Here is a 21,535-nt window from a genome sequence, read left to right on the forward strand (position 1 = left end):
GATGGTGCCCTCGGTGACGGACTCACCGAGCTCCGGCATCTCTACGTCGGTGGCGTCACCAGAAGCAGCAGGGGCCTCGGACTCAGCGTCTTCAGCAGGCTTGTCCGGAGTCTCCTCGGCCTTCTCGGAGGAATCCTCCGACTCCTCAGCAGCCGGTGCGGACTCGCCCTCGTCACCGATGATGGCGATGACCTCGCCCACGTCTACGGTGTCATCTTCCTCTGCCTTGATTTCGAGGATGGTGCCGGCGACTGGGGACGGGATTTCGGTGTCGACCTTGTCGGTGGAGACCTCGAGGAGTGGTTCGTCGACCTCGACGGTGTCGCCGACGGACTTCAGCCACTGGGTAATCGTGCCTTCGGTTACAGATTCGCCCAGTTCGGGCATCACAACAGAGTGTGCCATAAGTATTAAGACTCCTCGAAAGTTGGAATTATTGAAACGCTAGTGTTCGATTCTACAGCGTGTTTATAAAAGGCGCGCACGGGTGGGGTGAATTAGGGCATCCTCCGCGCGAAGGGGCTCAAGGATGCCTCCGGTAGGCTAAAGAGCCATGTTCAACCCCTTCCGCCGCAACAGCTCTAAGTCCCAGCTGCGCCCGCCCCGCGCACCGGGGGAGACGATTCGCGCAGAAGATGCCCGCGAGCTTCAAACCTGGGCACAGGGACGCGCATATATCGAGGCCTTCGTTGAGCCGGAAACCGTGGTCAACGAGATGTCCGTGGTCGTAGTTGATGAGAACGGCGCCTTCATCCGCCGCCGTATCGGCGGGCCGAAAGGGATCGATGCGGTAGCCAAGCTGCTTCGATGCGATGTCTATGACGTCGAGGAGACCGGCTATCCGCAGCGCATGCGCGAGCGCATTGAACGCGAACGCATCCTGCGCAAGAGGGAAGAGCAACGTGAACGCCGCGAGCGCTTTGAGCAGCGCCAGCAGCAGAATAAGGACTAGTCCTTCACGATGGTTGCGCCCGCATCCGCGAGCTCGGCAAGCGCGGCGGCGCCACGGGACTCATCGACAGGCGCGCAGTAGTGTGCCAGAACGCGGACGGCGAAGCCTTCCTTAACTGCGTCGAGCGCCGTGGCCCGCACGCAGTGATCGGTGGCGATGCCAACGATGTCCACGGCGGTGATGTTGTGCTCACGCAACCAGTCTGCCAATGACACACCATCGGCCGCGCCTTCGAACCCGGAATACGCAGCGGTGTATTCGCCTTTGCGGAAGTAGGCTTGGGCGGCGCCGATGGATTCGTGCATGGCGGCACCAAATGAATCAGCAACGCAGTGCACTGGCCAGGAATCGACGAAGTCGGGCGATTCGGAGAAGTGGCTGCCCGGATCGATGTGCCAGTCCTGGGTAGCCACGACGGTGTCATAGCTGGGCTGAAGGGCGCCGATACGGTCAGCCACCTCGTTGCCTTTTTTGGTGGCAAGTGCGCCGCCAGGGCAGAAGTCATGTTGGACGTCAACGATGATGAGTGCAGGCTTCATACGCGGTAATTCTATAGGCTGGATGCCGATGAAATCACCGATTCCTTTTTATCTACAAAAAATCCTCGACCGCGTTCACGACCACGATTCCGGCGAGGTCGCGGACTATATCCCAGAGCTGGCCAGTGCAAACCCTGACCAACTCGGCGTAGCCCTGTGCTCTGTGACGGGGCACCTGTACAGTGCTGGCGATGCGGAGAACCGCTTTACCATCCAGTCCATCTCCAAGCCCTTCGTCTACGCGCTGGCGCTGCAGGAGCTGGGGCTCGATGAGGTTCGTGAGGTCGTCGGCCTAGAGCCCTCCGGCCAGGCCTTTAACGAGCTCTCCCTGGCAAAGGATCACCGCCCAGTGAACCCGATGATCAACGCCGGTGCCATTGTGGTCAACCAGCTCATCAACGGTGTGGACTCCAGCGTGGAGGACCGCGTGGAGAAGATTCGTTCTTTCATTTCAAAGCTGGCGGGGCGCGAGGTGGACGTCGATAAGCGCCTGTGTGACTCCGAGCTCGAGCACGCCGAACGAAACCTTTCGCTCGCGCACATGCTGCGTTCTTATGAGATCATTCAGGACGATGCCCACGACGCGGTACTGTCCTATACCTCGCAGTGCGCGCTGTCGGTCGACGTGCGCGACCTCGCCGTCATGACCGCGACTTTGGCCAATGGTGGGCGCCAGCCGGTGACAGGGGAGAAGATTCTGGACGCCGACGTGTGCCGCATGACCTTGGCAGTGATGAGTTCGTGTGGCATGTATGACGGCGCGGGGCGTTGGATGGCGGAAGTGGGAATCCCCGCTAAGTCGGGTGTGGCCGGCGGGCTCATTGGTACGCTGCCGGGGCAGATTGGTGTGGCGACGTTCTCGCCGCGCCTCGACGAGCAGGGAAATAGCGTGCGTGGCACCGCGATTTTCCGTGAGCTCTCCTCGGACATGGGCCTGCACCTGATGTCCACGGAGAACCGCTTCGGCGTGCACCCGGTGCGCAGCGTCGACGAGGATGAAGGGACCGCGATTATCCGACTGCAGGGCCACATCAATTTCACCGCTACGGAAGCCATCCTCCACGAGCTGGAGGAGCGCCAATTCTCTGGCAAGCGCCTAGCGCTGGACTTCTCGCAGGTTTCCGGCCTGCACACGGTGGGCCGACGCATGCTCAAGGAAGGCCTGCGCCGGCTGCGCGAGGGCGGCAACGAGGTGGCGCTTGTCGACGATAACGGGGTCGTCACCGACCGCGCCATGTCCGACGGCACCGTCCTCCCGCTGGCGGACAAGGAGGACTACGTCATCGCCGGCGAAGAGGTGTGAGCGGCCTGAAGCCGCTCACACGAGGGGCCGAATTGAAGCCGCCCACACGAGATTAGGACTCGGAGATCTCGCGCAGCGTTGCCACCACGGTGCGCACCGGTACGCCGGTGGCGCGCTTCGGGGTGTAGCCGCGCGGAGCGGAACCGTTCCAGGAGGGGCCGGCGATATCGATGTGTGCCCACTCGATGCCTTCGCCTACGAACTGCTTTAGGTAGGTGCCGGCGAACTCCATGCCGCCCTCGCGCTTGGCGTTGATGTTGCGGATGTCCGCGGCCTGGGACTTAATCTCCTCGTCGTGCTCCTCCAGCAGCGGCATCGCCCACGCGTTTTCGCCCACCTCGCGGCCGATTTCGGCGATGCGATCGCGGAAGACCTCGGAGCCCATAACGCCCGCGGTGCGAGAGCCCAGCGCCACGATCTGTGCGCCCGTAAGAGTAGCGGTCTCGATGAGGTAGTCGGGCTTGTCCTCGCTGGCGCGCGCAATGGCGTCGGAAAGCACGAGGCGGCCCTCGGCGTCGGTGTTGAGCACCTCTGAGGTCAGGCCACCGTAGTGGGTAATGACATCGCCCGGGCGGGTGGCGCCAGAGCCCGGCATGTTCTCAGCCAGCGGCAGGGTAGCGGTGATCTGGACCGGCAGCTTTAACTTGGCAGCCGCGATAATGGTGGCAGCCATGGCAGCCGAGCCACCCATGTCCGAGATCATGTCCCACATACCGTTGCCCGGCTTCAAAGAAATACCGCCGGTATCGAAGGTGATGCCCTTGCCCACAAGAGCCACGTGCTTCTTGGCCTTCTTGGGCTTCCAGCTCAGGCGCACCAGGCGCGGCGGGCGGGCCGAGCCCTTACCCACAGCCAAGATGCCACCGAAGCCCTGCTTTGCCAGCTGCTTTTCATCGAGCACCTCGACGTCAAGCCCGGCTTCCTTGGCCTGGCTGGAAATGATGGCGGCGTAGGACTCCGGGTAGAGCTCGTTCGCCGGGGTATTCACCAAGTCGCGGGTGAGCAAGACAGACTCAGCCACGGTGCGAGCGGCCTCGAATTCCTCGGAGGCGGACTTATCAGCCACAACGACGAAGGTTGCCGGCTGTTCCTTTTCCGTGAGCTCGGTGGAGCGGATGCCGCGGTAGGCGTAGCCGCCAAGGATGAGGCCTTCGACGGCGGCGCTCACACCGAAGTCCGCGAGGGTGGTCACGATGGTGCCCACGCCCGCGGTGGCGCGAGCGGCGCTGCCCGCGGCGCGGCGCAGCGCTTCATCGTCGAGTTCCTCGACGCCGCCCAAACCCAGCGCGATGACCTGTGCGGCGCCCGCCTTCTGCGGTGCGGGGACCTTCACGATTTCCCCAGCCTTGCCCGTCGCCCCCACTGCGGTGAGGGCCTCATACGTCGAGCGCAGCGCCGAGGAGCCGAGCAGGGAGGTACCCGGCACCTCGAGCCCATCCTCGCCAGCAAAGGTTGCGATCAACAGGGCGTCCGCCTGCTTGGGGGCCTTCTTGGCCAGCTCAACGGTGGGGAAAGAGCCGCGTGCGGGCAATTCGAACGTGGTAGAAGCCACGGTGTCCTCCTTGAGAAAAGTGACAATGGGATACTCCTCACACCCTACCCGTGTCCATGATGTGGAACGCGTCAGGGGCGATGCGCTCAAGAGGTGACTACGCCGCTAGGGCATTTCTGCATATCTATAGGTGTTGGGGGAGTACGCTATGAAACATGTTGAATTACACCGTGACGCGAACTGAAAACCCCACCTCCCCGGAGCGCCTGCAGGAGATTTTGGCTAACCCGGGCTTTGGCAAATACTTCACCGATCATATGGTGACGATTGACTGGACCGAGGACAAGGGATGGCATGACGCGCAGGTGCGCCCCTACGCGCCGTTCAGTATGGATCCGGCGTCCACTGTCTTCCACTATGGCCAGGCTATCTTCGAGGGCATCAAGGCCTACCGCCAGCCCGATGGCAGCATCGCCACCTTCCGCCCGGAGCAGAACGCGCAGCGTCTGCAGGCTTCCGCGGAGCGCATGGCCATGCCGCAGCTTCCGGAAGAAGAGTTCATTGAGTCTCTGCGCCAGCTTGTCGACGTCGACCAGGCCTGGGTCCCCGAAGCCGGTGGCGAAGCAGCTCTGTACTTCCGCCCCTTCATGATCGCTACCGATGTGTCCCTGGGCGTGCACCCGGCGCACTCCTACCGCTATGTTGTCATCGCCTCCCCGGCCGGCGCGTACTTCTCCGGTGGTATCAAGCCGGTGTCCGTCTGGCTGTCCACCGACTTTGTTCGCGCTGCCCCCGGCGGCACGGGTGCGGCCAAGTTTGCCGGCAACTACGCGGCCTCCCTGCTCGCTCAGGCGCAGGCAGCGGAGAAGGGCTGCGACCAGGTGGTGTGGTTGGATGCTATCGACCGCACCTACATCGAGGAGATGGGCGGCATGAACCTGGCCTTCGTCTACGGCGAAGAGGGCAACCAGACTCTGGTAACTCCGGCGTTGTCGGGCTCGCTGCTTCCGGGCATTACCCGCAAGTCCCTGCTGCAGGTGGCCGAAGATATGGGCTTGAAGGTCGAAGAGCGTCGCATCACCTACAAGGAGTGGGAGCAAGACGTTGCTTCCGGTGCGATGGTGGAGGCCTTTGCCTGCGGTACCGCTGCCGTCATTACCCCGGTGGGCCACGTCATGGGCACCGATACTGACTTCCACATCAACAACGATGAGGCAGGGGCCACGACGATGGCTTTGCGTGAGCGCCTCACCGGCATCCAGCGCGGGTCCGTTGAGGATACCCACGGCTGGCTGCACACGCTGGTTGAAGCGAAATAAGTGGGTTGCCTAGGCGAGCTCGGCGGCCAGCTGCACCAGCGGCAAGGCCGCGAGCGCGCCGAGGGGGAAACCTTCACTCAGGTTTAAATCAAGCAGTGGGGTTAGTCCCAGCTCTTTGAGAGCAAGGGCATAAGCCGGTTCGGGGGTGGTCGTCCCTGCGCGCAGCCAGCCCTTCACGCCGGGCGCGGTGCGCTCGGCCAAGACGGCGGCGGTGGCGGCCAGTGGACCGTCGATAAGCACCGGCGTCCGCCGCGCCGTGGCTTGCGCGATGAAACCCACCAGCGCCGCGAGGCTCGGGGAACCGATGGTCTGCACGACCTCCCAGCCCTCCAGGTTGCGGGCGCGGAACATGGAGTCGCGCACGACGCTCACGCGGGCTTTCCACATTGCATCCGTGATGCCGCTGGCCAGAGTATTCGTCCCCACAATCGCCACCGGTTCGGTATGGGTAATCCGGCCCATGACACTGGCGGCGACGGTGTTTGCGCCGATACCACAATCAGACGTGATGAGCAGATCTGTGCCCGAATCGATCTCTCGGTCAGCCGTAGCCATACCGAGTTCGATGTGTGATTCGCACTCTGCCGGGGACATAGCGGCGGAGGAGTCGCCAGGCTCAGCGCTGGTGGACTCTGTGCTGCATTCGACGAAGTCGATGCCCGCTCCTGCACGCTCCGCGGCGCTGAAGAGATTATCGCGCCACCGATCTGCATCGTTGGGGGAGTGCTCTGTGGCCCCTGTACCGTCGACGGTGCGTTCAACGTTGGCATCAGTGCCCTCAAAGACGATGGCTCGGGGGCGCTGAAGGGGCTTCGCCTGCGGGGAATCCTGCGCTGCCGCCAACCACGCGGCAATTTCTGCTACGCGGTTTGGGTGAGCTGCGGTTGAAGGGCGCAGCTGGGGAACGGCGGTGAATTCAGGCATGTGTCCTCCGGATTAGACGGTGGCTCCGCGCTCCACCTGCGGGCGCGGGGTGCGCCACTTACGCGGCTGGGAGGCGCGGGAGTACGCGTAGAAGCCTAGGCCAAAACCGGCCTCGGTGGTGCCGGGGAACTTGAGGCGTACGGCGTTATTGCACTTGCGCGCGAGCCAGAAACCCTCGACAGCGAAGACAACGATGACCGCCATGGCGCCGATAGAAATGATCTGGGATAGGCGCGGATCCCGGCTGCCGACGAACATGAGCACCAGCAGCACGATCATAAAGGGCATGACCCATTCGTTGATGAAGCGGCGGGAATCTACCCAATCACGTACGTACCGGCGAACCTCGCCCTTATCGCGGGCGAGCAAGTAGCGCTCGTCACCGGCGGCCATGCGTTCCTGTGCCACCTTGTTGCGCTCGCGGGACTCTTGACGCTCCTTGCGCTTGTATTCCTTCCATTCCGCCTTAGACATGGAAGCCTTGAGTTCCTTGCGGTGCTGGTAGCGCTGCGCGTCCGACATCCCCCGGGGATCACGCTTGACGCCGCGGGCGATTTCCTGCGCATCACGCTTGGGCGTGGGGCGGCCCTTCGGCGGCGTGTAGCCCTTGCGGTGCGGTTTCTCGGCGGCGGGTTGCTCTTCCGGCGCCGGGGTCTGCTCGGCGGGGGAAGAAGTCTTGTCATCTTTTTGCCACGGAAGTTTCACGCTGTTTAGCGTACAAGGTCTAGCAGACATAGCGGGAATAGGCCCGCGGGAGAGAGCGTTGTGGTGAGGGAACAGGACACCAGTGAACCACTAGTGAACTGTGAGGCATCCTTTCTTCCTCACCTGTGAGGGGGTAGGGTGGGCTCCAGAAAAATTCCGCATATATAAGAGGAGAAATCATGACCGCTCCCGCATCTGCAACCGGAGTTATCCTGACCGAGGCCGCTGCCGCCAAGGCAAAGTCCCTGCTTGAGCAGGAAGGCCGCGACGATCTGTCACTGCGCATTGCTGTCCAGCCAGGTGGCTGCGCGGGTCTGCGCTACCAGCTCTACTTCGATGACCGCACCCTGGATGGTGACAAGGTGGACACCATTGGCGGCGTCAACCTCGTCGTGGACAAGATGTCCATCCCTTATCTCACCGGTGCCAAGATTGATTTCTCGGACACCATTGAGGCCCAGGGCTTTACCATCGACAACCCCAACGCCGGCGGCTCCTGCGCTTGCGGTGACTCCTTCAATTAAATTCAAGTAAAGCCACGTTGACAAAACGATAGAGCCCTCGTCCGCAGTGTGCGGCGAGGGCTTCGTCAGTTTTGTTGTTTGGACTAGAGCTTCACGGGGTAGTCGCGCTGCTCGATCTTCGGGTCGATGCGGTCTTCCACGAAGATGCCGTGCCAGATCATGAAGGACAGAACCGTCCACAGGCGGCGCGAGTGATCGGATACTCCGTCGCGGTGTTCCTTGAGCATCTCCAGTACTTCCTTCTTGTTGAAGATGTCCTCGGTCTGGGACTCCGTGATCTGATCTTGGGCCCAACCGTAGAGTTCATCGCCGGCCAGCCAGTGGCGCAAGGGAACTGGGAAGCCAAGCTTCTTGCGGTGCAGCACGTGCGGCGGGACGATCTGCTCCATGGCCTTGCGCAGCGCGTACTTGGTGGTGCCGTGCGAAATCTTGAGGTCATAGGGGATGGTCTCCGCGACCTTAAACACTTCCTTGTCAAGGAAGGGCACGCGTAGCTCGAGCGAGTTGGCCATGTTCATCTTGTCGGCCTTGACCAGGATATCGCCGCGCATCCACGTAAACAGGTCGAGGTGCTGCATGCGGGCTACGGGGTCGAAGTCCTGAGACTGCGCATAAATCGGCGCGGTCACCTCGCGGTGGTCCCATTCCTGTTTAGCCCAGGGCAGGACGCGCTGGAGCTGCTCGAAGTTGAAGGAACGAGCATTTCCGTAGTAGCGCTCCTCCATGGTCATGGAACCGCGGTTGAGCAGGGACTTGCCCTTCATTCCTTCGGGGAGCACCTGTGAGAGCTTGCCCAAGCCGCGGCGCAGTGGGGAAGGAATTTTCTCAAACGGAGCCAGCGAGAGCGGTTCCTTGTAAATGGTGTAGCCACCGAAGAGCTCGTCTGCGCCTTCGCCGGAAAGTACCACCTTGACGTGTTTGCGGGCCTCCTGGGCAACGAAGTACAGCGGCACGAGGGAAGGATCGGCAACGGGATTGTCCAGGTACCACATGATCTTCGGGACGGCGTCGGCGTACTCCTCGGGGGAGACAATTTTGACGATGTGCTCCACACCGATTGCCTCGGCAGACTCGGCGGCGACATCCACCTCGGAATAGCCTTCCCGCTCGAAGCCAGTAGTGAAGGTGAGCAGGTTCGGATTGTGGCGCTTGGCCAAGGCCGCAATGGCAGTGGAGTCAATGCCGCCGGACAGGAAGGAACCTACGGTTACATCGGCACGCATGTGCTTCTCGACGCTATCCTCCAACGCCCGTGCAATCTTGTCGAAGAGCTTTTGCTCTTCGCCCTGCTTAACGGGCTGAATAGGGAAGCGAGGCTTGAAGTAGCGCTCAGACACGACCTTTTCGCCGGGACGAAGAGTAACGGTGCAACCCGACTCGACGCGGCGAATATTGGCGTGGAGGGATTCCGGTTCCGGCACGTACTGCAGGTCGGTGTAGTGCTCGATGGCGCGCTTATCAAGGCTGAGATCTAGACCTAGCGAATTGGCCATCGAGAGGATGCACTTCATCTCGGAGGCGAAAACCGTGCCGGCAGCCGTGGTGGCGTAATAGAGGGGCTTGATGCCGAACTGGTCTCGAGCGGCAAACATCGTGCGCGTTTCGGTGTCCCAGATGACGAAACCAAACATGCCGCGTAGGTGCTCTACTACGTCCTTGCCCCAGTGGTGGTAGCCGACGACGATGGGCTCACCATCGCCCTCGGTGTTAAAGGTGTAGCCGGCGGCGATGAGCTCTTCGCGCAGTTCGACGTAGTTGTAAATTTCGCCGTTGAAGGTGAGAGCGTAGCGCTGTGGGTTGTCTTCGGGGCCCCAACGCAGCGGCTGGTGGGAGTGCTCGAGGTCGATGATGGACAGGCGGTTAAAGCCAAAAGCCGCATCATCGTCATGCCAAGTACCAGCAGCGTCGGGGCCGCGATGGCGCATGCACTGGAGGGACTGCTCGAGTGCCTCCACGTGTTGGGCGGCGTTGCGATCGGCGCTGAGCAGCGCGCAGAGTCCGCACATAAACTTGCTTCTCCTTATATATCAAGGTCTATCCTCGACACACTTTACGGCTGGAGTTGGGCGATCTGCGAACCCCGCGCCGCGTTCCCCGTTAGGGTGCGAACTTTCGGATGATGTACAGCAGTATGCCTTGTGAATTGAGTCATAGGCGGAAGGGGGAGGGTGGGGTAGCTGGTGTGACCTTGCGCAGGTGGGCCGGTAACATCCCGTACGTTCACTATTTATAGAGCGGAACTAACACCTGATCAGTCCAGCGAAAAGGTCTGAAATTCAGGCGTGATCCTCTATCCTGATTGGGTAGGAATGCTCTGTGAGTATTCGAGAAGTTTGTGTGCACAGAAAGGCAGAACACACGTGGGACAGCGTAAGCAACGCAACCTCGGCCGTAAGGCAGGCTTGGCGGGCGTTATCGCTCTGGGCGGTCTAGCTCTGGCAGGTTGTGACGTCGCAGCGCCGACGGCCGTTGAAAATCTCCTAGGTATGGGTTGGCCAAAGGGTGTTACCCCTGAGGCTCACTCGATGTACAACTTCTGGATCTGGGTCTGGGTTGCTGCATGGATTATCGGCTTTATTATGTGGGGTCTCTTCCTCACTGCCATCTTCCGTTGGAGCGCGAAGAAGGCCGAGAAGGCTGGCAAGGGCGAGTTCCCGAAGCAGCTGCAGTACAACGTGCCGCTGGAGATGGCATTGACCATCATTCCGATCCTTATCATTATGGGCCTGTTCTTCTTCACCGTTCAGGCACAGCAGAAGGTTACGGCCTTGGATAAGAACCCTGAGGTCACCGTTGACGTGACTGCCTTCCAGTGGAACTGGAAGTTTGGTTACGCCGAGAATAAGGTTGATGGCGAGAATTACAATGGCGCCGATACTGAGCGCCAGAAGCTCGCTGAGGAATCTGCTGTGGATCCAGAGGGTACTGCGAACCCCAACCCGATTCACGGTAAGTCCATGGGCGACATTTCCTACCTCAACTTCAACAAGATTGAGACCGTCGGTACCACCGAAGAGGTTCCGGTTCTGGTTCTCCCGGTAGACACTCCGATTGAGTTCCGTCTTGCCTCCGGCGACGTTTCCCACGCATTCTGGGTTCCGGAGTTCCTGTTTAAGCGCGATGCCTACGCACACCCGGAGAAGAACTCCCAGGAGCGTCGCTTCCAGGTTGAGAAGATTGAGGAAAAGGGTGCCTTCGTCGGCCGCTGTGCTGAGATGTGCGGTACCTACCACTCCATGATGAACTTCGAGATCCGCACCGTTGACCGCGCGGACTTCAACGAGTACCTCAAGTTCCGCGAGGAGAATCCGCAGGCAACCAACGCCGAGGCCCTTGAGCACATTGGTGAAGAGCCTTACGCAGTTACCACCACTCCGTTCAACTCGCTGCGCGATACTCGCGATGCCGACAACTTCGTTGACACCTCGTCTGCGGCATAAGAAAAGGAACTGATACACAATGCGTGCAACATCTAAGGTCTTTTACTCAATTGCGACCTACCTCTTCGTGTCGCTCATCGTCTACATCATTGGTGTTAACTACGTCAAGGATGATGGCTACCTGTACGGCGCCGAGTGGGTCGGTATCGTTGGCATGCTCCTTGCCATGCTTCTCTGTATCATGCTGGGCGGCTACCTCCACTTCACCGATAACCGCGTTGACGTCACTCCGGAAGATTGGGAGGAAGCGGAGACTGAAGACGGAGCCGGTATTCTCGGCTTCTTCTCTCCGAGCTCCATTTGGCCGCTGTGCATGACCGGCTCCATCGCGGTGCTGGGTCTTGGCATCATCTTCCTCTACTTCTGGATGATCATCCTGGGTGCTGTCTTGCTCGTGACGTCCGTTACCGGCCTGTCCCTGCAGTACGGTCTTCCGAAGGAAAAGCACTAAGGCTTAGCCACTCCTGCCGCGCGACTTAGCGCCACGACTTCTCACGCCCCTGCCACACAACGTGGCGGGGGCCTTGTCGATCTTCAAGGCGTCGCGAAGCGTTGCAAAAAGTTCCCGGAGGCCCCAAAAAAATTTGTGTAGCCCGGCAGACTGGGGAAGGGCTTGGGGTACCAGGATGGCTGGGAGCAGGTCGGCCGTAGGAATTCCAGCACGTTAACGTGCGTTTTTACGGGGGTCATCCGAAAGTTGCAGTCCTGCACTTACGCGGCCGAGCGGGGGTGTGATTTATCTCATTAGGGCACGTCATGGGGAAGTAGCTCTGGCGGACGGGCTCCGGGTAGTTGACGTGCTTTGAATGCTTGCCGTCTTCGTTAGTACGTTGCACTACCTGCAGGGATGGGGCGTCGTAAAGCGCGGTGAAAAGTTCCCAACTATTTCCTGAATGATTTGGGCACTCCGGACGAGCTGAAGATAGTGAAGGTCTATGCTCTGGCCTCAAAAAAATCGGGGGGAAATGAGATGACTTATGCGGCTAGACCAGCCATACTGTTATGCGTGACGAGCGTAGTTTCTAACCAAGGTATGGCAGCACCACGTGTTGCCGCGCTGAACCGACCCAACATGGTCAGCGTTGGCACCATCGTGTTCCTGTCTCAGGAATTGATGTTCTTTGCTGGACTGTTCGCGATGTGGTTCACCTCGCGTGCGAACGGCCAGGAGGGTGACTGGGCTGAGCACACCGCGCACATCAACGTGCCGATGGGCTTCATCATTACGACAGTCCTGGTTCTTTCCTCCGTGACCTCTCAGTTCGGCGTGTTTGCAGCAGAAAGGGGTGACGTATACAAGCTCCGACTCTGGTACTCGGTGACCATCGCGTTGGGTGTTGTCTTCCTAGGCATCATGGCGTTCGAGTGGACAGAGTTGATCATGGCTGGTGTCACTGTTCAGTCCAGCGTGTTCGGTTCGGTCTTCTACATTCTGACCGGCTTCCACGCGGCTCACGTGACTGCGGGTCTGATTTCCTTCGGAATCATCTTGGCGCGCATCGCCCGCTCCAAGTTCACGCCTGCACAGGCCACCGCGGCAATGGCAGTGTCCTACTACTGGCACTTCGTTGACGTTGTGTGGATCGGCGTGTTCGTAGTCATCTACCTAGTTCAGTAGGCCGTAGTCGCCGGGGAGCAACCGGCCTACAGCCATTCATTTCCATGTACGAGTTATCTAAAGGAAAATGATGGATAACATCCAGCAGCCCGCCGCAGTGGAAGACACCACTGCCGCGGCTAAGAAGACCCGCCGTCGCCGCAAGGCGAAGCGCACGCTGGCTGGCGTCTTTGCGCTGAGCATCGGCCTTACCGGCGCTGGCGTCTTGGCTTCTGCCTTGACCCCTGACGCGCAGGTGGCTACAGCCGCAAAGGATGACCAGGCACTCGTTCAAGAGGGCAAGGACATCTACGAAGTCGCTTGTATTACCTGCCACGGCGCTAACCTGCAGGGCATCCAGGACCGCGGCCCGTCCCTCGTTGGCATTGGTGCCGGCTCCGTGTACTTCCAGGTTCACTCCGGCCGCATGCCGATGATGTCTAACGACGCTCAGGCTGAGCGCAAGACTCCGCGCTACACCGAGCAGCAAACCCTGGCGCTTGCCGCTTATGTTGCTGCCAACGGTGGCGGTGCCGATATCGTCTACAACGAGGACGGCTCCGTTGCGCAGGAATCCCTGCGCGGCGCTAACTACAACGGGCAGATTCAGGCAGAGGACGTAGCTAAGGGTTCTGAGCTCTTCCGCATGAACTGCGCGTCCTGCCACAACTTCACCGGCAAGGGCGGCGCGCTGTCCTCCGGTAAGTTTGCCCCGCCGCTGGCTCCGGCCAACGAGCAGGAGATCTACCAGGCAATGCTGACCGGTCCGCAGAACATGCCGAAGTTCTCTGACCGTCAGCTGACCGCAGACGAGAAGAAGGACATCATCGCCTACCTCAAGTCTGCAAAGGAAACCCCGTCCCCGGCCGGCTGGTCGCTCGGCGGTCTCGGCCCAGTGGCTGAGGGCCTGGCAATGTGGATCATCGGCATCAGCCTTCTGTGCGTTGCCGCTATGTGGATTGGATCTCGCTCATGAGCAACGTAAAGAAGAATTACTCTCGCAAAGAGCTCGATGCTATGAGCAACGACGAGCTCGCAGCACTCGGCACCGAGCTTGACGACGTTACCGTCGCATTCCGCAAGGAACGCTTCCCGGTCGAGGGCGACCCCGCTGAGAAGCGCGCCGCCGGCAATGTCACCTTCTGGCTCATCGTTTCTGTACTGATGGGCATCGCCTTCCTTGGCGTTTACCTTTTCTGGCCGTGGCAGTACAAGATGCTGGGGGAGGACGGCCTGTGGTGGCACACGCTCTACACCCCGCTGCTGGGCCTGACTTCCGGCCTGTGCATTCTGGGCCTGGGCTTCGCCATTGTTCAGTACGTCAAGAAGATTCTCCCGGAGGAGATCTCAGTCCAGCGTCGCCACGACGGTCCTTCCGAAGAGGTTGACCGCCGCACGCTGACCGCGCTGCTTAATGATTCTTGGAACACGTCGACGCTGGGTCGCCGTTCCACCATCAAGGGTCTGCTCGGCGGCGCCGGCGTTCTGTTCGGCCTGACGGTTATTGCGCCGCTGGGTGGCGCCATCAATAACCCGTGGAAGAAGCGCCACGATCTGAACTATGCCGGCGACGGCACGTTGTGGACCTCCGGTTGGACCATGCATGAAAAGGGCGTCAAGCTCTACCTTGCTCGCGACACCGGTACTATCGCCGAGAAGCATGAAGGCGAATCCGGCACTCACTACACCACCCGCGGTGTTACCCGCCTGGTTCGTGTACGTCCGGAGGACCTTGCGGCCGGCGGCATGGAGACTGTTTTCCCGCTGGCTGCTGAGGATGTCAACGATGGTGCTGAGTACTCCGAGGACAAGGACGTCTACGAGAACCACATGCACTCCATCCATGGCAACCGTAACGCCGTGATGCTCATCCGCCTGCGCAACGATGATGCCAAGAAGGCCATCGAGCGCAAGGGCCAGGAGGACTTCCACTACGGCGATTACTACGCCTACTCCAAGATTTGTACCCATATTGGTTGCCCGACCTCGTTGTACGAGGCTCAGACCAACCGCATTCTCTGCCCGTGCCACCAGTCGCAGTTCGACGCTCTGCACTACGGCAAACCGGTCTTCGGTCCGGCCGCCCGTGCACTTCCGCAGCTGCCGATTGACGTGGACGAAGAGGGCTACCTCATTGCTAAGGGCAACTTCATCGAGCCCGTCGGACCTGCATTCTGGGAGCGTAAGTCATAATGAGTAACAAACTTGCACAGATGGGTAACAACATGGACGAGCGGTACTCCGCTGCCGGCGTCCTGCGTACCCAGCTCAACAAAGTCTTTCCCACTCACTGGTCCTTCATGCTCGGTGAGATGGCACTGTACAGCTTCATCATCTTGGTGCTGACCGGCATCTACTTGGCGCTGTTCTTCGATCCTTCCATCACGAAGGTCATTTACGACGGCGCTTACACCCCGCTCAACGGTGTGGAGATGTCGCGTGCCTATGCAACTGCGCTTGACCTCTCCTTCGAGGTTCGCGGTGGTCTGTTCGTGCGCCAGATGCACCACTGGGCAGCACTCATGTTCATGATGTCCATGATTGCCCACATGCTTCGCATCTTCTTCACCGGTGCGTTCCGTCGCCCGCGTGAGGCTAACTGGATTATCGGTTGCGCCTTGATTCTCTTGGGCATGATCGAGGGCTTCCTCGGTTACTCCCTTCCGGACGACCTCCTCTCCGGTGTCGGTCTGCGAATCATGTCCGCCATTATCCTGGGCCTGCCGATCATCGGCACCTGGCTGCACTGGGCCATCTTCGGTGGCGACTTCCCGTCCGACCTGATGCTGGATCGTTTCTACATCCTGCACGTGCTGGTTATCCCGGGCATCATCCTGGGCCTGATTGCAGCTCACCTCATCATGGTCTGGTTCCAGAAGCACACCCAGTTCCCTGGACCGGGCCGCGCTGAGAACAATGTTGTTGGCGTCCGCATTATGCCGGTCTTCGCCACCAAGGCCATTGGCATGGGCATGATGGTTGCCGGCGTGCTGGCTCTCATCTCCGGTCTGATGACTATTAACTCCATCTGGAACCTTGGCCCGTACAATCCGTCTCAGGTTTCCGCTGGTTCCCAGCCGGATATTTACATGCTGTGGACTGACGGTGTTGCTCGTGTCATGCCGGCATGGGAGCTCTACATCGGCAACTACACGATTCCGTCCGCCTTCTGGGTTGCACTGCTCTGTGGCTTGATGGTTGTGTTGCTGTTTGCTTACCCGTTCATCGAGAAGAAGCTGACTGGTGACGACGCCCACCACAATCTCTTGCAGCGCCCGCGCGATGTCCCGGTTCGCTCCGCTATTGGCGCGGCTGCCATCACGTTCTTCCTTCTGGTGACGCTGTCCGGTGGTAACGACCACGTGGCTCACTTCTTCCAGATCTCCCTGAACGCGATGACTTGGGTTGGCCGTATCGGTCTCATCGTCCTGCCGCCGATCGCTTACTTCATGACTTACCGCATCTGCGTTGGTCTGCAGCGCTCCGACCGTGAGGTCCTGGAGCACGGTATTGAGACTGGCGTTATCAAGCAGCTGCCGAATGGTGCCTTCATTGAGGTCCACCAGCCGCTTGGCCCGGTGGATGACCATGGCCACCCGGTTCCGCTCGAGTACTCCGGTGCCGCGGTTCCGAAGCAGCTCAACCAGCTGGGTCTGGCTGACTCCGAGACGCAGGGCATCTTCTCTTCCGATGACCCGTCCATCGTCTCCCGCGTCAACGAGATTCGCCACGAGAACCACGCTGAGGAGGCGGAGATGTTCCGCCAGCTCAACGAGTCTAATCGCCGCGAAGACGAGGAGAACGGCCGCATCTAGCGCCTTCACTCGCTGAAACACGCTCACAAGAGCCCGTGCTCCTTTCCAATACGAGGAAAGGAACACGGGCTCTCAGCGTTTCTGTATCCGCTTTGTAGCGCTGTGACGGGCGGGTAGGACGCAGTGGTGGGTCCTGAACCGGCAAAGCGGGCAGTGGCCCTGCCAGAGTTGGGTATAGCGGCTGCAGTTAACTTTCCGTTAACCGTGAATCAACTTTGCCCCTTTATGCCACTCAAGGTGGCTGATCTCTAATGGTCGAGCAATAGCACCGGGGTCGGTGGAGGAATCTGCTAAAAGTCCACAGCATTTCTTGATTCTTTGGTGGTGTTTTAGGAGTGCACTGTGGGTAGGTTGGGGCATTTGATGCCCGGCATTACCGGTGTGTGACGAAGGTTACATCATTATTTTTATGGCGAATTCGGATTCCGGTCATGCGCTATTGGTCTAGTGGTCTCGCGTTGGCTGGCGACCCTGTTGTGGCAGGTTGTTGCCTGTATCTTCTGGTGGGTAGTGTGTATTGGAGTCGGGGCTGCGCGGGGGATGTCTTTTAGGTTTCCGTTTGATAACAGGACGGTAACGAAGCCGGTTTTGCGTTTCTGACTCGACATCTCTTGTGATGATTTCGTAACCTATTCGAGACATTGAGTTACCGACACGGTGTACACATCACCGGTGCTCAATACGAACTGAAGATTTAAGCGCCGCGTCTGGCCCCTCCTAAAACCGGGGGCCGAGCGGAGATGGCTCTACAGGAATGGGTCATCGTCGAACGCTAGGCCCGCCCCTTGGGTCAGAGCTTTTGCCCGCGTCATCAAGAAGGTGAATGAATGATTCGCCGTCTTGGCGGGCGAAGTAGGCGCATAGGAAGATTTGGAGTTTAAATTCGTGGCTAAGCACCGTCGTCAGGGCAACGTGAACACCCGTCGCATCGCATCTACCGCTGCTATCGCAGCAACCGCAGCTGTTACCGTACCGGCTGCCGCCAACGCTGCCGAGGTCGTTGTTCCGGACACCGACATCCGCTTTGAGGTCGCCGGCCTGGAGAATGTTCCTAACATTCAGCAGCTGCCCAACGTTGATCGCTACATCCCTGCCTTCAAGGCAAACCAGGGTGGCGGCTACGCCGCTGCTGTTGAGTCCCCGGCGACACCGGCCCCGGCGCCGACCCAGTCCGTGGGCGAGAAGGTTCTTGAAGCCGCTCGTTCCGCCATCGGTTCCCCGTACGTCTACGGCGCTAACGGCCCGAGCGCCTTCGATTGCTCTGGCCTGACCTCCTGGGCTTACCAGCAGGCTGGCGTGTCCATCCCGCGTACGTCCCAGGCGCAGGCATCTGCCGGCACCCCGGTGTCCCTCGATGCGCTGCAGCCGGGTGACATCATCGTGTACTACTCTGGTGCATCTCACGTTGGCATCTACACCGGCCATGGCACCATCATTGACGCTCTGAACTCCGGTACCCCGGTGGGTGAGCGTTCCCTGAACTACATGCCGATTCACTCCGCAGTTCGCTTCTAAGCGCACTCGGTAATCGTCCTAACCCCTTCCGCCGCTCTTGCCATGTTGATGGTGAGGGTGGGGAAGGGGTTCGGCTATTCTTGTAGACGTTATGTTTTTGCTCGACTGAGGGTATAATTCAGTTATCTATTAACCTTCTCTAAGTTTCGGGGGTATCCATGTCGCGTCGTGGCCTTGCGTGTGCGGTCGCTGCACTTGCCTTGAGCACGGTTCCAGTTGCCATCCTTTCACCGTCGGCTGTGTCCCAGGAGGTTTCTCCGGAGCAGCAGCAGGAAGGCGCTCCGCAAGCGGAGGATCCTGAAGACCTGCCCGGCCTCATTGAGCGCATGGCGGACGTCGCCCAGCGCGTGTCTGCCAAGGGTGAGGAAGTCAAGGGGCTCGAGGATGAGCTCGCTGAGTCGGAGAAAGAGATCGGCGAGCTGGAATTAAAGGCCGAGGAAGCGCAGCGTACTTCCGAAGATGCCTCAGCCGCTGTGGCCGAACAACAGGAACGCATCGATGCTCTAGCGCAGAAGCGCTATCGTAGGAATGCCGCTGCAACGTCGGTCTCCGCCGCCCTCAATGCAAATGACGTGGCCAGTGCGGTAGAACGGATGGGCTATCTAGGTGCCCTATCCAAGGCCGCGAAGCGTGAGGAAGACGCAATGGTCGCGGCTTCCGCAGCGGCCGACAACGCGCATCAAGAGGCGGTTGATGCCGCCGAGGAGGCACGCCATAAGCGTGACGAGCTGCAGGTAAAGCGTGACTCGGTGCTGAAAGAAAAGGCCGAGCTGGAAGAACAACAGAAGGAACTTGAGGCCACCGTTGATGGCTTAAGCCCAGAAGCGCGTGAGGCATGGGTCCAGCACTTCGGTGGATCCTCCGACCTTGACTTGGCTGCGCTGGCCGATGGCTCCGGGTCTGCCGCTGTGGAAGCCGCTCTCAGCCGTATTGGCGCCCCGTATGGCTGGGGCGCAACGGGTCCTGATGTTTTTGACTGTTCTGGCCTGATGGTGTGGAGCTATCAGCAGATGGGCAAGAGCATTCCGCGCACCTCGCAGGCGCAGCTCGCCGGTGGTACGCCGGTGCCGCTGGACCAACTCCAGCCCGGCGATATTGTGGGCTATTACCCCGGCGTTACCCACGTGGGAATGTATATCGGTGATGGCCAGATTGTTCATGCCTCCACCTATGGCGTCCCCGTGGCCGTGGTGCCGCTGAATTCCATGCCGGTGGAAGGTGCCGTACGCTATTAGGACATGGCGCGCACACTCCTCGTCACCAATGACTTCCCGCCCACCATCGGCGGGATCCAGTCCTATCTTCGAGATTTTCTGGCGACCCTCAACCCGCAGGATGTCGTGGTTTTCGCCTCGACTCAAGACGGGGACGCCGCTGCGGAGTATGACTCGACGCTGCCCTATACCGTGGTCCGCTGGCCGCGCTCCATCATGCTGCCAACGCCTGCTACGGCCCGCCAGATGCAGCGCCTCATCCGAGAACACGATATCAAGGCCGTGTGGTTTGGTGCTGCGGCCCCACTCGCGCTCATGGCGCCGGCAGCGCGTGCAGCGGGCGCGCGCCGCATCGTAGCCACAACGCACGGGCATGAGGTGGGGTGGTCCATGCTTCCTGGGGCACGGCAAGCCTTGCGCAGGATCGGCAAGTCTTCGGATGTCCTCACGTATATCTCGGACTACACGCGCAACAGGTTGGAGCCCGCGTTCGGCTCGGGTGCGCGGTGGGTTCATTTGCCCTCGGCGGTCAACCTGGAGGATTTCACGCCAGCTACCGCAGCAGAGAAGCAGGCGGCCCGTGCGCATTTCGGGTTGGGCCCCGGCCCAGTAATTGTCTGCATCTCCCGTCTGGTCCCGCGTAAAGGTCAGGATCAACTCTTGCGCGCTATGCCAGCGGTGCGTGGGCGAATTCCAGATGCGCAATTACTCATTATCGGACGCGGCCGCTACGAGCCGACCTTGCGTGAACTTGCGCATCTGTACTGCCCAGACGCCGTGATTCAGGAGGCGCGGGATACGGCGGAATTGCGTTTGGCCCTCCATGCGGCCGATGTATTCGCCATGCCTGCACGCACACGAGGTGGCGGACTCGACGTCGAGGGACTCGGCATTGTTTACCTTGAGGCGCAGGCGGCGGGGCTGCCAGTGGTTGCTGGAGATTCCGGCGGAGCGCCGGAGACGGTGACTCCGGAGACAGGGCTCGTTGTGCGCGGGTCTTCGGTGCCGGAGCTTGAGGAGGCGCTGTGCACGTTGCTTGGCGATGCCCCCCGGGCCCACCGTATGGGGGCAGCCGGGCGCCGCCACGTGGAGGAGCGCTGGACGTGGGAAATCATGGGCGCACGATTGCGCGAGATTCTCGAATGTGATCGAGGGCAAGCCGGGGTATATCCTACTAGTCATGCTTGAACACACTCCCTCCGCTGAAGGCGGCCGCAGTGGCCTCACCATCGGGTTCGATATTGGTGGAACAAACCTGCGCGCCGCGGTGATTGATCCCGCCGGAGAGATTGTGGATTCGATGAGCGTGCCTACGGCCGTGGAAGCGCGAGAGCTCGAAGATGACATCGTGCGTTGCGTCGACAGCCTCGCAGCTTCTCATGACATTGATGCCGTTGGGCTTGCCCTCGCAGGGTTCTTGGATCCCGAATGCGAAATTGTGCGTTTTGCTCCGCATTTGCCGTGGCGGGACGCCCCAGTGCGTGAAATCTTGAGCAAGCGCTTGGACGTTCCTGTCCGGCTTGAGCACGACGCCAACTCGGCCGCGTGGGGGGAGTGGCGCTTTGGTGCAGGACGCGGGGCGAAGGAATGGGTTTTCTTTGCCGTCGGTACCGGCATTGGAGCTACGCTATTTAATGACGGCACGATCTACCGCGGAGCTTTCGGCACTGCCCCTGAGTTTGGGCACCTCGTTGTTTCACCGGGCGGACGCCAATGCTCGTGCGGAAAGCGCGGCTGCCTCGAACGCTACGCGTCCGGAACCGCTCTGCCGGACACCTGCGCGGATCTGCGCGGTGACTTTGAAACAACCCTCCCGGAGAATCCCTCCGGCGAGGAGATCACCGCGGCCGCTCGCCGGGGAGATCCCCTAGGTTTGGCTGTCATGGATAACTTCGGACAGTGGTTGGGGCAGGGACTATCCATGGTGGCGGATGTCCTTGACCCCGAGCTGATCGTCATCGGCGGTGGGGTATCCAAGGACGCGGATCTGTACCTAGATCGGGCACGGGAAGCCATGGCTAGCCAGATTGTCGGGGCCGGTCACAGGCCTCTGGCCCGAGTCGCAACCGCGAAACTGGGTTCCGCGGCGGGTATGATTGGTGTCGCTGATCTCGCCGGCCAGGAGCACCGAGGTTAACACCGCACATTTTTCTTTCACCGGACAGCGTGGCCTGTTCGGCATAAACAGATAGGACT

The 21,535-nt window shown here is 60.3% G+C and carries 20 protein-coding genes; 14 read left to right on the plus strand and 6 right to left on the minus strand.

All coding sequences use genetic code 11. The features are described from left to right. The coding region (locus tag HMPREF2604_RS11155) for a biotin/lipoyl-containing protein (protein WP_305764411.1) at window positions 1–405 on the minus strand (405 nt) is incomplete at its 3' end. Window positions 406–553: 148 nt separating this feature from the next. On the opposite strand from HMPREF2604_RS11155, the gene HMPREF2604_RS11160 reads away from it, so the two are divergent. After that, complete coding sequence (locus HMPREF2604_RS11160) at window positions 554–952, plus strand: oxidoreductase (RefSeq protein ID WP_070519782.1); 399 nt, start codon at window positions 554–556, stop codon at window positions 950–952. On the opposite strand, the gene HMPREF2604_RS11165 is transcribed toward HMPREF2604_RS11160, so the two are convergent. After that, window positions 949–1,491, minus strand: a complete 543-nt coding sequence (locus tag HMPREF2604_RS11165; RefSeq protein ID WP_070565428.1) for an isochorismatase family protein — start codon at window positions 1,489–1,491, stop codon at window positions 949–951. The two genes, HMPREF2604_RS11160 and HMPREF2604_RS11165, sit on opposite strands and share 4 nt — an antisense overlap. Window positions 1,492–1,519: 28 nt before the next feature. Between HMPREF2604_RS11165 and HMPREF2604_RS11170 the strand changes: the two genes are divergently transcribed. Continuing rightward, window positions 1,520–2,794, plus strand: coding sequence for a glutaminase (locus HMPREF2604_RS11170; RefSeq protein ID WP_070565430.1), 1,275 nt, complete (start codon window positions 1,520–1,522; stop codon window positions 2,792–2,794). A gap of 52 nt (window positions 2,795–2,846) precedes the next feature. Here HMPREF2604_RS11170 and HMPREF2604_RS11175 read toward each other — a convergent pair whose 3' ends face one another. Beyond that, entirely contained in the window at window positions 2,847–4,346 is a 1,500-nt protein-coding gene (locus tag HMPREF2604_RS11175; protein ID WP_070519789.1) for a leucyl aminopeptidase, read from the minus strand. A 155-nt stretch (window positions 4,347–4,501) separates the two neighbouring features. Between HMPREF2604_RS11175 and HMPREF2604_RS11180 the strand changes: the two genes are divergently transcribed. Beyond that, entirely contained in the window at window positions 4,502–5,605 is a 1,104-nt protein-coding gene (locus HMPREF2604_RS11180) for a branched-chain amino acid aminotransferase (RefSeq protein ID WP_070519791.1), read from the plus strand. Window positions 5,606–5,614: 9 nt separating this feature from the next. On the opposite strand, the gene HMPREF2604_RS11185 is transcribed toward HMPREF2604_RS11180, so the two are convergent. Both HMPREF2604_RS11185 and HMPREF2604_RS11190 read right to left on the minus strand, forming a co-directional pair. Continuing rightward, on the minus strand, window positions 5,615–6,529 hold the full coding sequence (locus tag HMPREF2604_RS11185; protein ID WP_070519793.1) for a nicotinate-nucleotide--dimethylbenzimidazole phosphoribosyltransferase: 915 nt from the start codon (window positions 6,527–6,529) through the stop codon (window positions 5,615–5,617). Window positions 6,530–6,541: 12 nt separating this feature from the next. After that, complete coding sequence (locus HMPREF2604_RS11190; protein ID WP_070519796.1) at window positions 6,542–7,234, minus strand: DUF3043 domain-containing protein; 693 nt, start codon at window positions 7,232–7,234, stop codon at window positions 6,542–6,544. A gap of 179 nt (window positions 7,235–7,413) precedes the next feature. On the opposite strand from HMPREF2604_RS11190, the gene HMPREF2604_RS11195 reads away from it, so the two are divergent. Further along, window positions 7,414–7,758: a HesB/IscA family protein gene (locus tag HMPREF2604_RS11195; RefSeq protein ID WP_070512402.1), complete on the plus strand. Its 345-nt coding sequence runs from the start codon at window positions 7,414–7,416 to the stop codon at window positions 7,756–7,758. Window positions 7,759–7,841: 83 nt separating this feature from the next. On the opposite strand, the gene asnB is transcribed toward HMPREF2604_RS11195, so the two are convergent. Then, window positions 7,842–9,764 (minus strand): asparagine synthase (glutamine-hydrolyzing), encoded by a 1,923-nt coding sequence (asnB, locus tag HMPREF2604_RS11200; protein WP_070519798.1) that lies wholly within the window; start codon window positions 9,762–9,764, stop codon window positions 7,842–7,844. Window positions 9,765–10,118: 354 nt separating this feature from the next. Between asnB and HMPREF2604_RS11205 the strand changes: the two genes are divergently transcribed. The 10 genes from HMPREF2604_RS11205 (at window position 10,119) to HMPREF2604_RS11250 (ending at window position 21,476) form a co-directional block, all read left to right on the plus strand. After that, window positions 10,119–11,198 carry an aa3-type cytochrome oxidase subunit II gene (locus HMPREF2604_RS11205; RefSeq protein WP_070519800.1) on the plus strand — a complete coding sequence of 360 codons (1,080 nt, stop codon included), beginning with the start codon at window positions 10,119–10,121 and terminating at the stop codon, window positions 11,196–11,198. 19 nt (window positions 11,199–11,217) lie between these two features. Then, a complete protein-coding gene (locus HMPREF2604_RS11210) occupies window positions 11,218–11,649 on the plus strand; it encodes an aa3-type cytochrome oxidase subunit IV (RefSeq protein ID WP_070519802.1) in 432 nt (143 codons plus the stop codon). A gap of 555 nt (window positions 11,650–12,204) precedes the next feature. Continuing rightward, window positions 12,205–12,816: an aa3-type cytochrome oxidase subunit III gene (locus HMPREF2604_RS11215; protein ID WP_369815732.1), complete on the plus strand. Its 612-nt coding sequence runs from the start codon at window positions 12,205–12,207 to the stop codon at window positions 12,814–12,816. Window positions 12,817–12,883: 67 nt separating this feature from the next. Then, complete coding sequence (locus tag HMPREF2604_RS11220; RefSeq protein ID WP_070519807.1) at window positions 12,884–13,771, plus strand: cytochrome bc1 complex diheme cytochrome c subunit; 888 nt, start codon at window positions 12,884–12,886, stop codon at window positions 13,769–13,771. After that, window positions 13,768–14,988, plus strand: a complete 1,221-nt coding sequence (locus HMPREF2604_RS11225) for a cytochrome bc1 complex Rieske iron-sulfur subunit (protein ID WP_070519809.1) — start codon at window positions 13,768–13,770, stop codon at window positions 14,986–14,988. Before HMPREF2604_RS11220 ends, HMPREF2604_RS11225 begins: the two co-directional genes overlap by 4 nt. Beyond that, window positions 14,988–16,610, plus strand: coding sequence for a cytochrome bc1 complex cytochrome b subunit (locus HMPREF2604_RS11230; RefSeq protein ID WP_070519811.1), 1,623 nt, complete (start codon window positions 14,988–14,990; stop codon window positions 16,608–16,610). The genes HMPREF2604_RS11225 and HMPREF2604_RS11230 overlap by 1 nt, the downstream gene beginning before the upstream one ends. An 885-nt stretch (window positions 16,611–17,495) precedes the next feature. Further along, window positions 17,496–18,125, plus strand: a complete 630-nt coding sequence (locus tag HMPREF2604_RS11235) for a C40 family peptidase (RefSeq protein ID WP_070520146.1) — start codon at window positions 17,496–17,498, stop codon at window positions 18,123–18,125. Between the two features lie 158 nt (window positions 18,126–18,283). Continuing rightward, window positions 18,284–19,360 carry a C40 family peptidase gene (locus HMPREF2604_RS11240; protein WP_070519813.1) on the plus strand — a complete coding sequence of 359 codons (1,077 nt, stop codon included), beginning with the start codon at window positions 18,284–18,286 and terminating at the stop codon, window positions 19,358–19,360. Window positions 19,361–19,363: 3 nt separating this feature from the next. Then, window positions 19,364–20,527: a glycosyltransferase family 4 protein gene (locus tag HMPREF2604_RS11245; RefSeq protein ID WP_070565432.1), complete on the plus strand. Its 1,164-nt coding sequence runs from the start codon at window positions 19,364–19,366 to the stop codon at window positions 20,525–20,527. After that, entirely contained in the window at window positions 20,520–21,476 is a 957-nt protein-coding gene (locus HMPREF2604_RS11250; protein WP_070565434.1) for an ROK family protein, read from the plus strand. Before HMPREF2604_RS11245 ends, HMPREF2604_RS11250 begins: the two co-directional genes overlap by 8 nt. The last annotated feature ends 59 nt before the right edge of the window (window positions 21,477–21,535 follow it).

The sequence above is a fragment of the Corynebacterium sp. HMSC055A01 genome (genome assembly GCF_001809405.1).
Classification (GTDB): domain Bacteria; phylum Actinomycetota; class Actinomycetes; order Mycobacteriales; family Mycobacteriaceae; genus Corynebacterium; species Corynebacterium hesseae.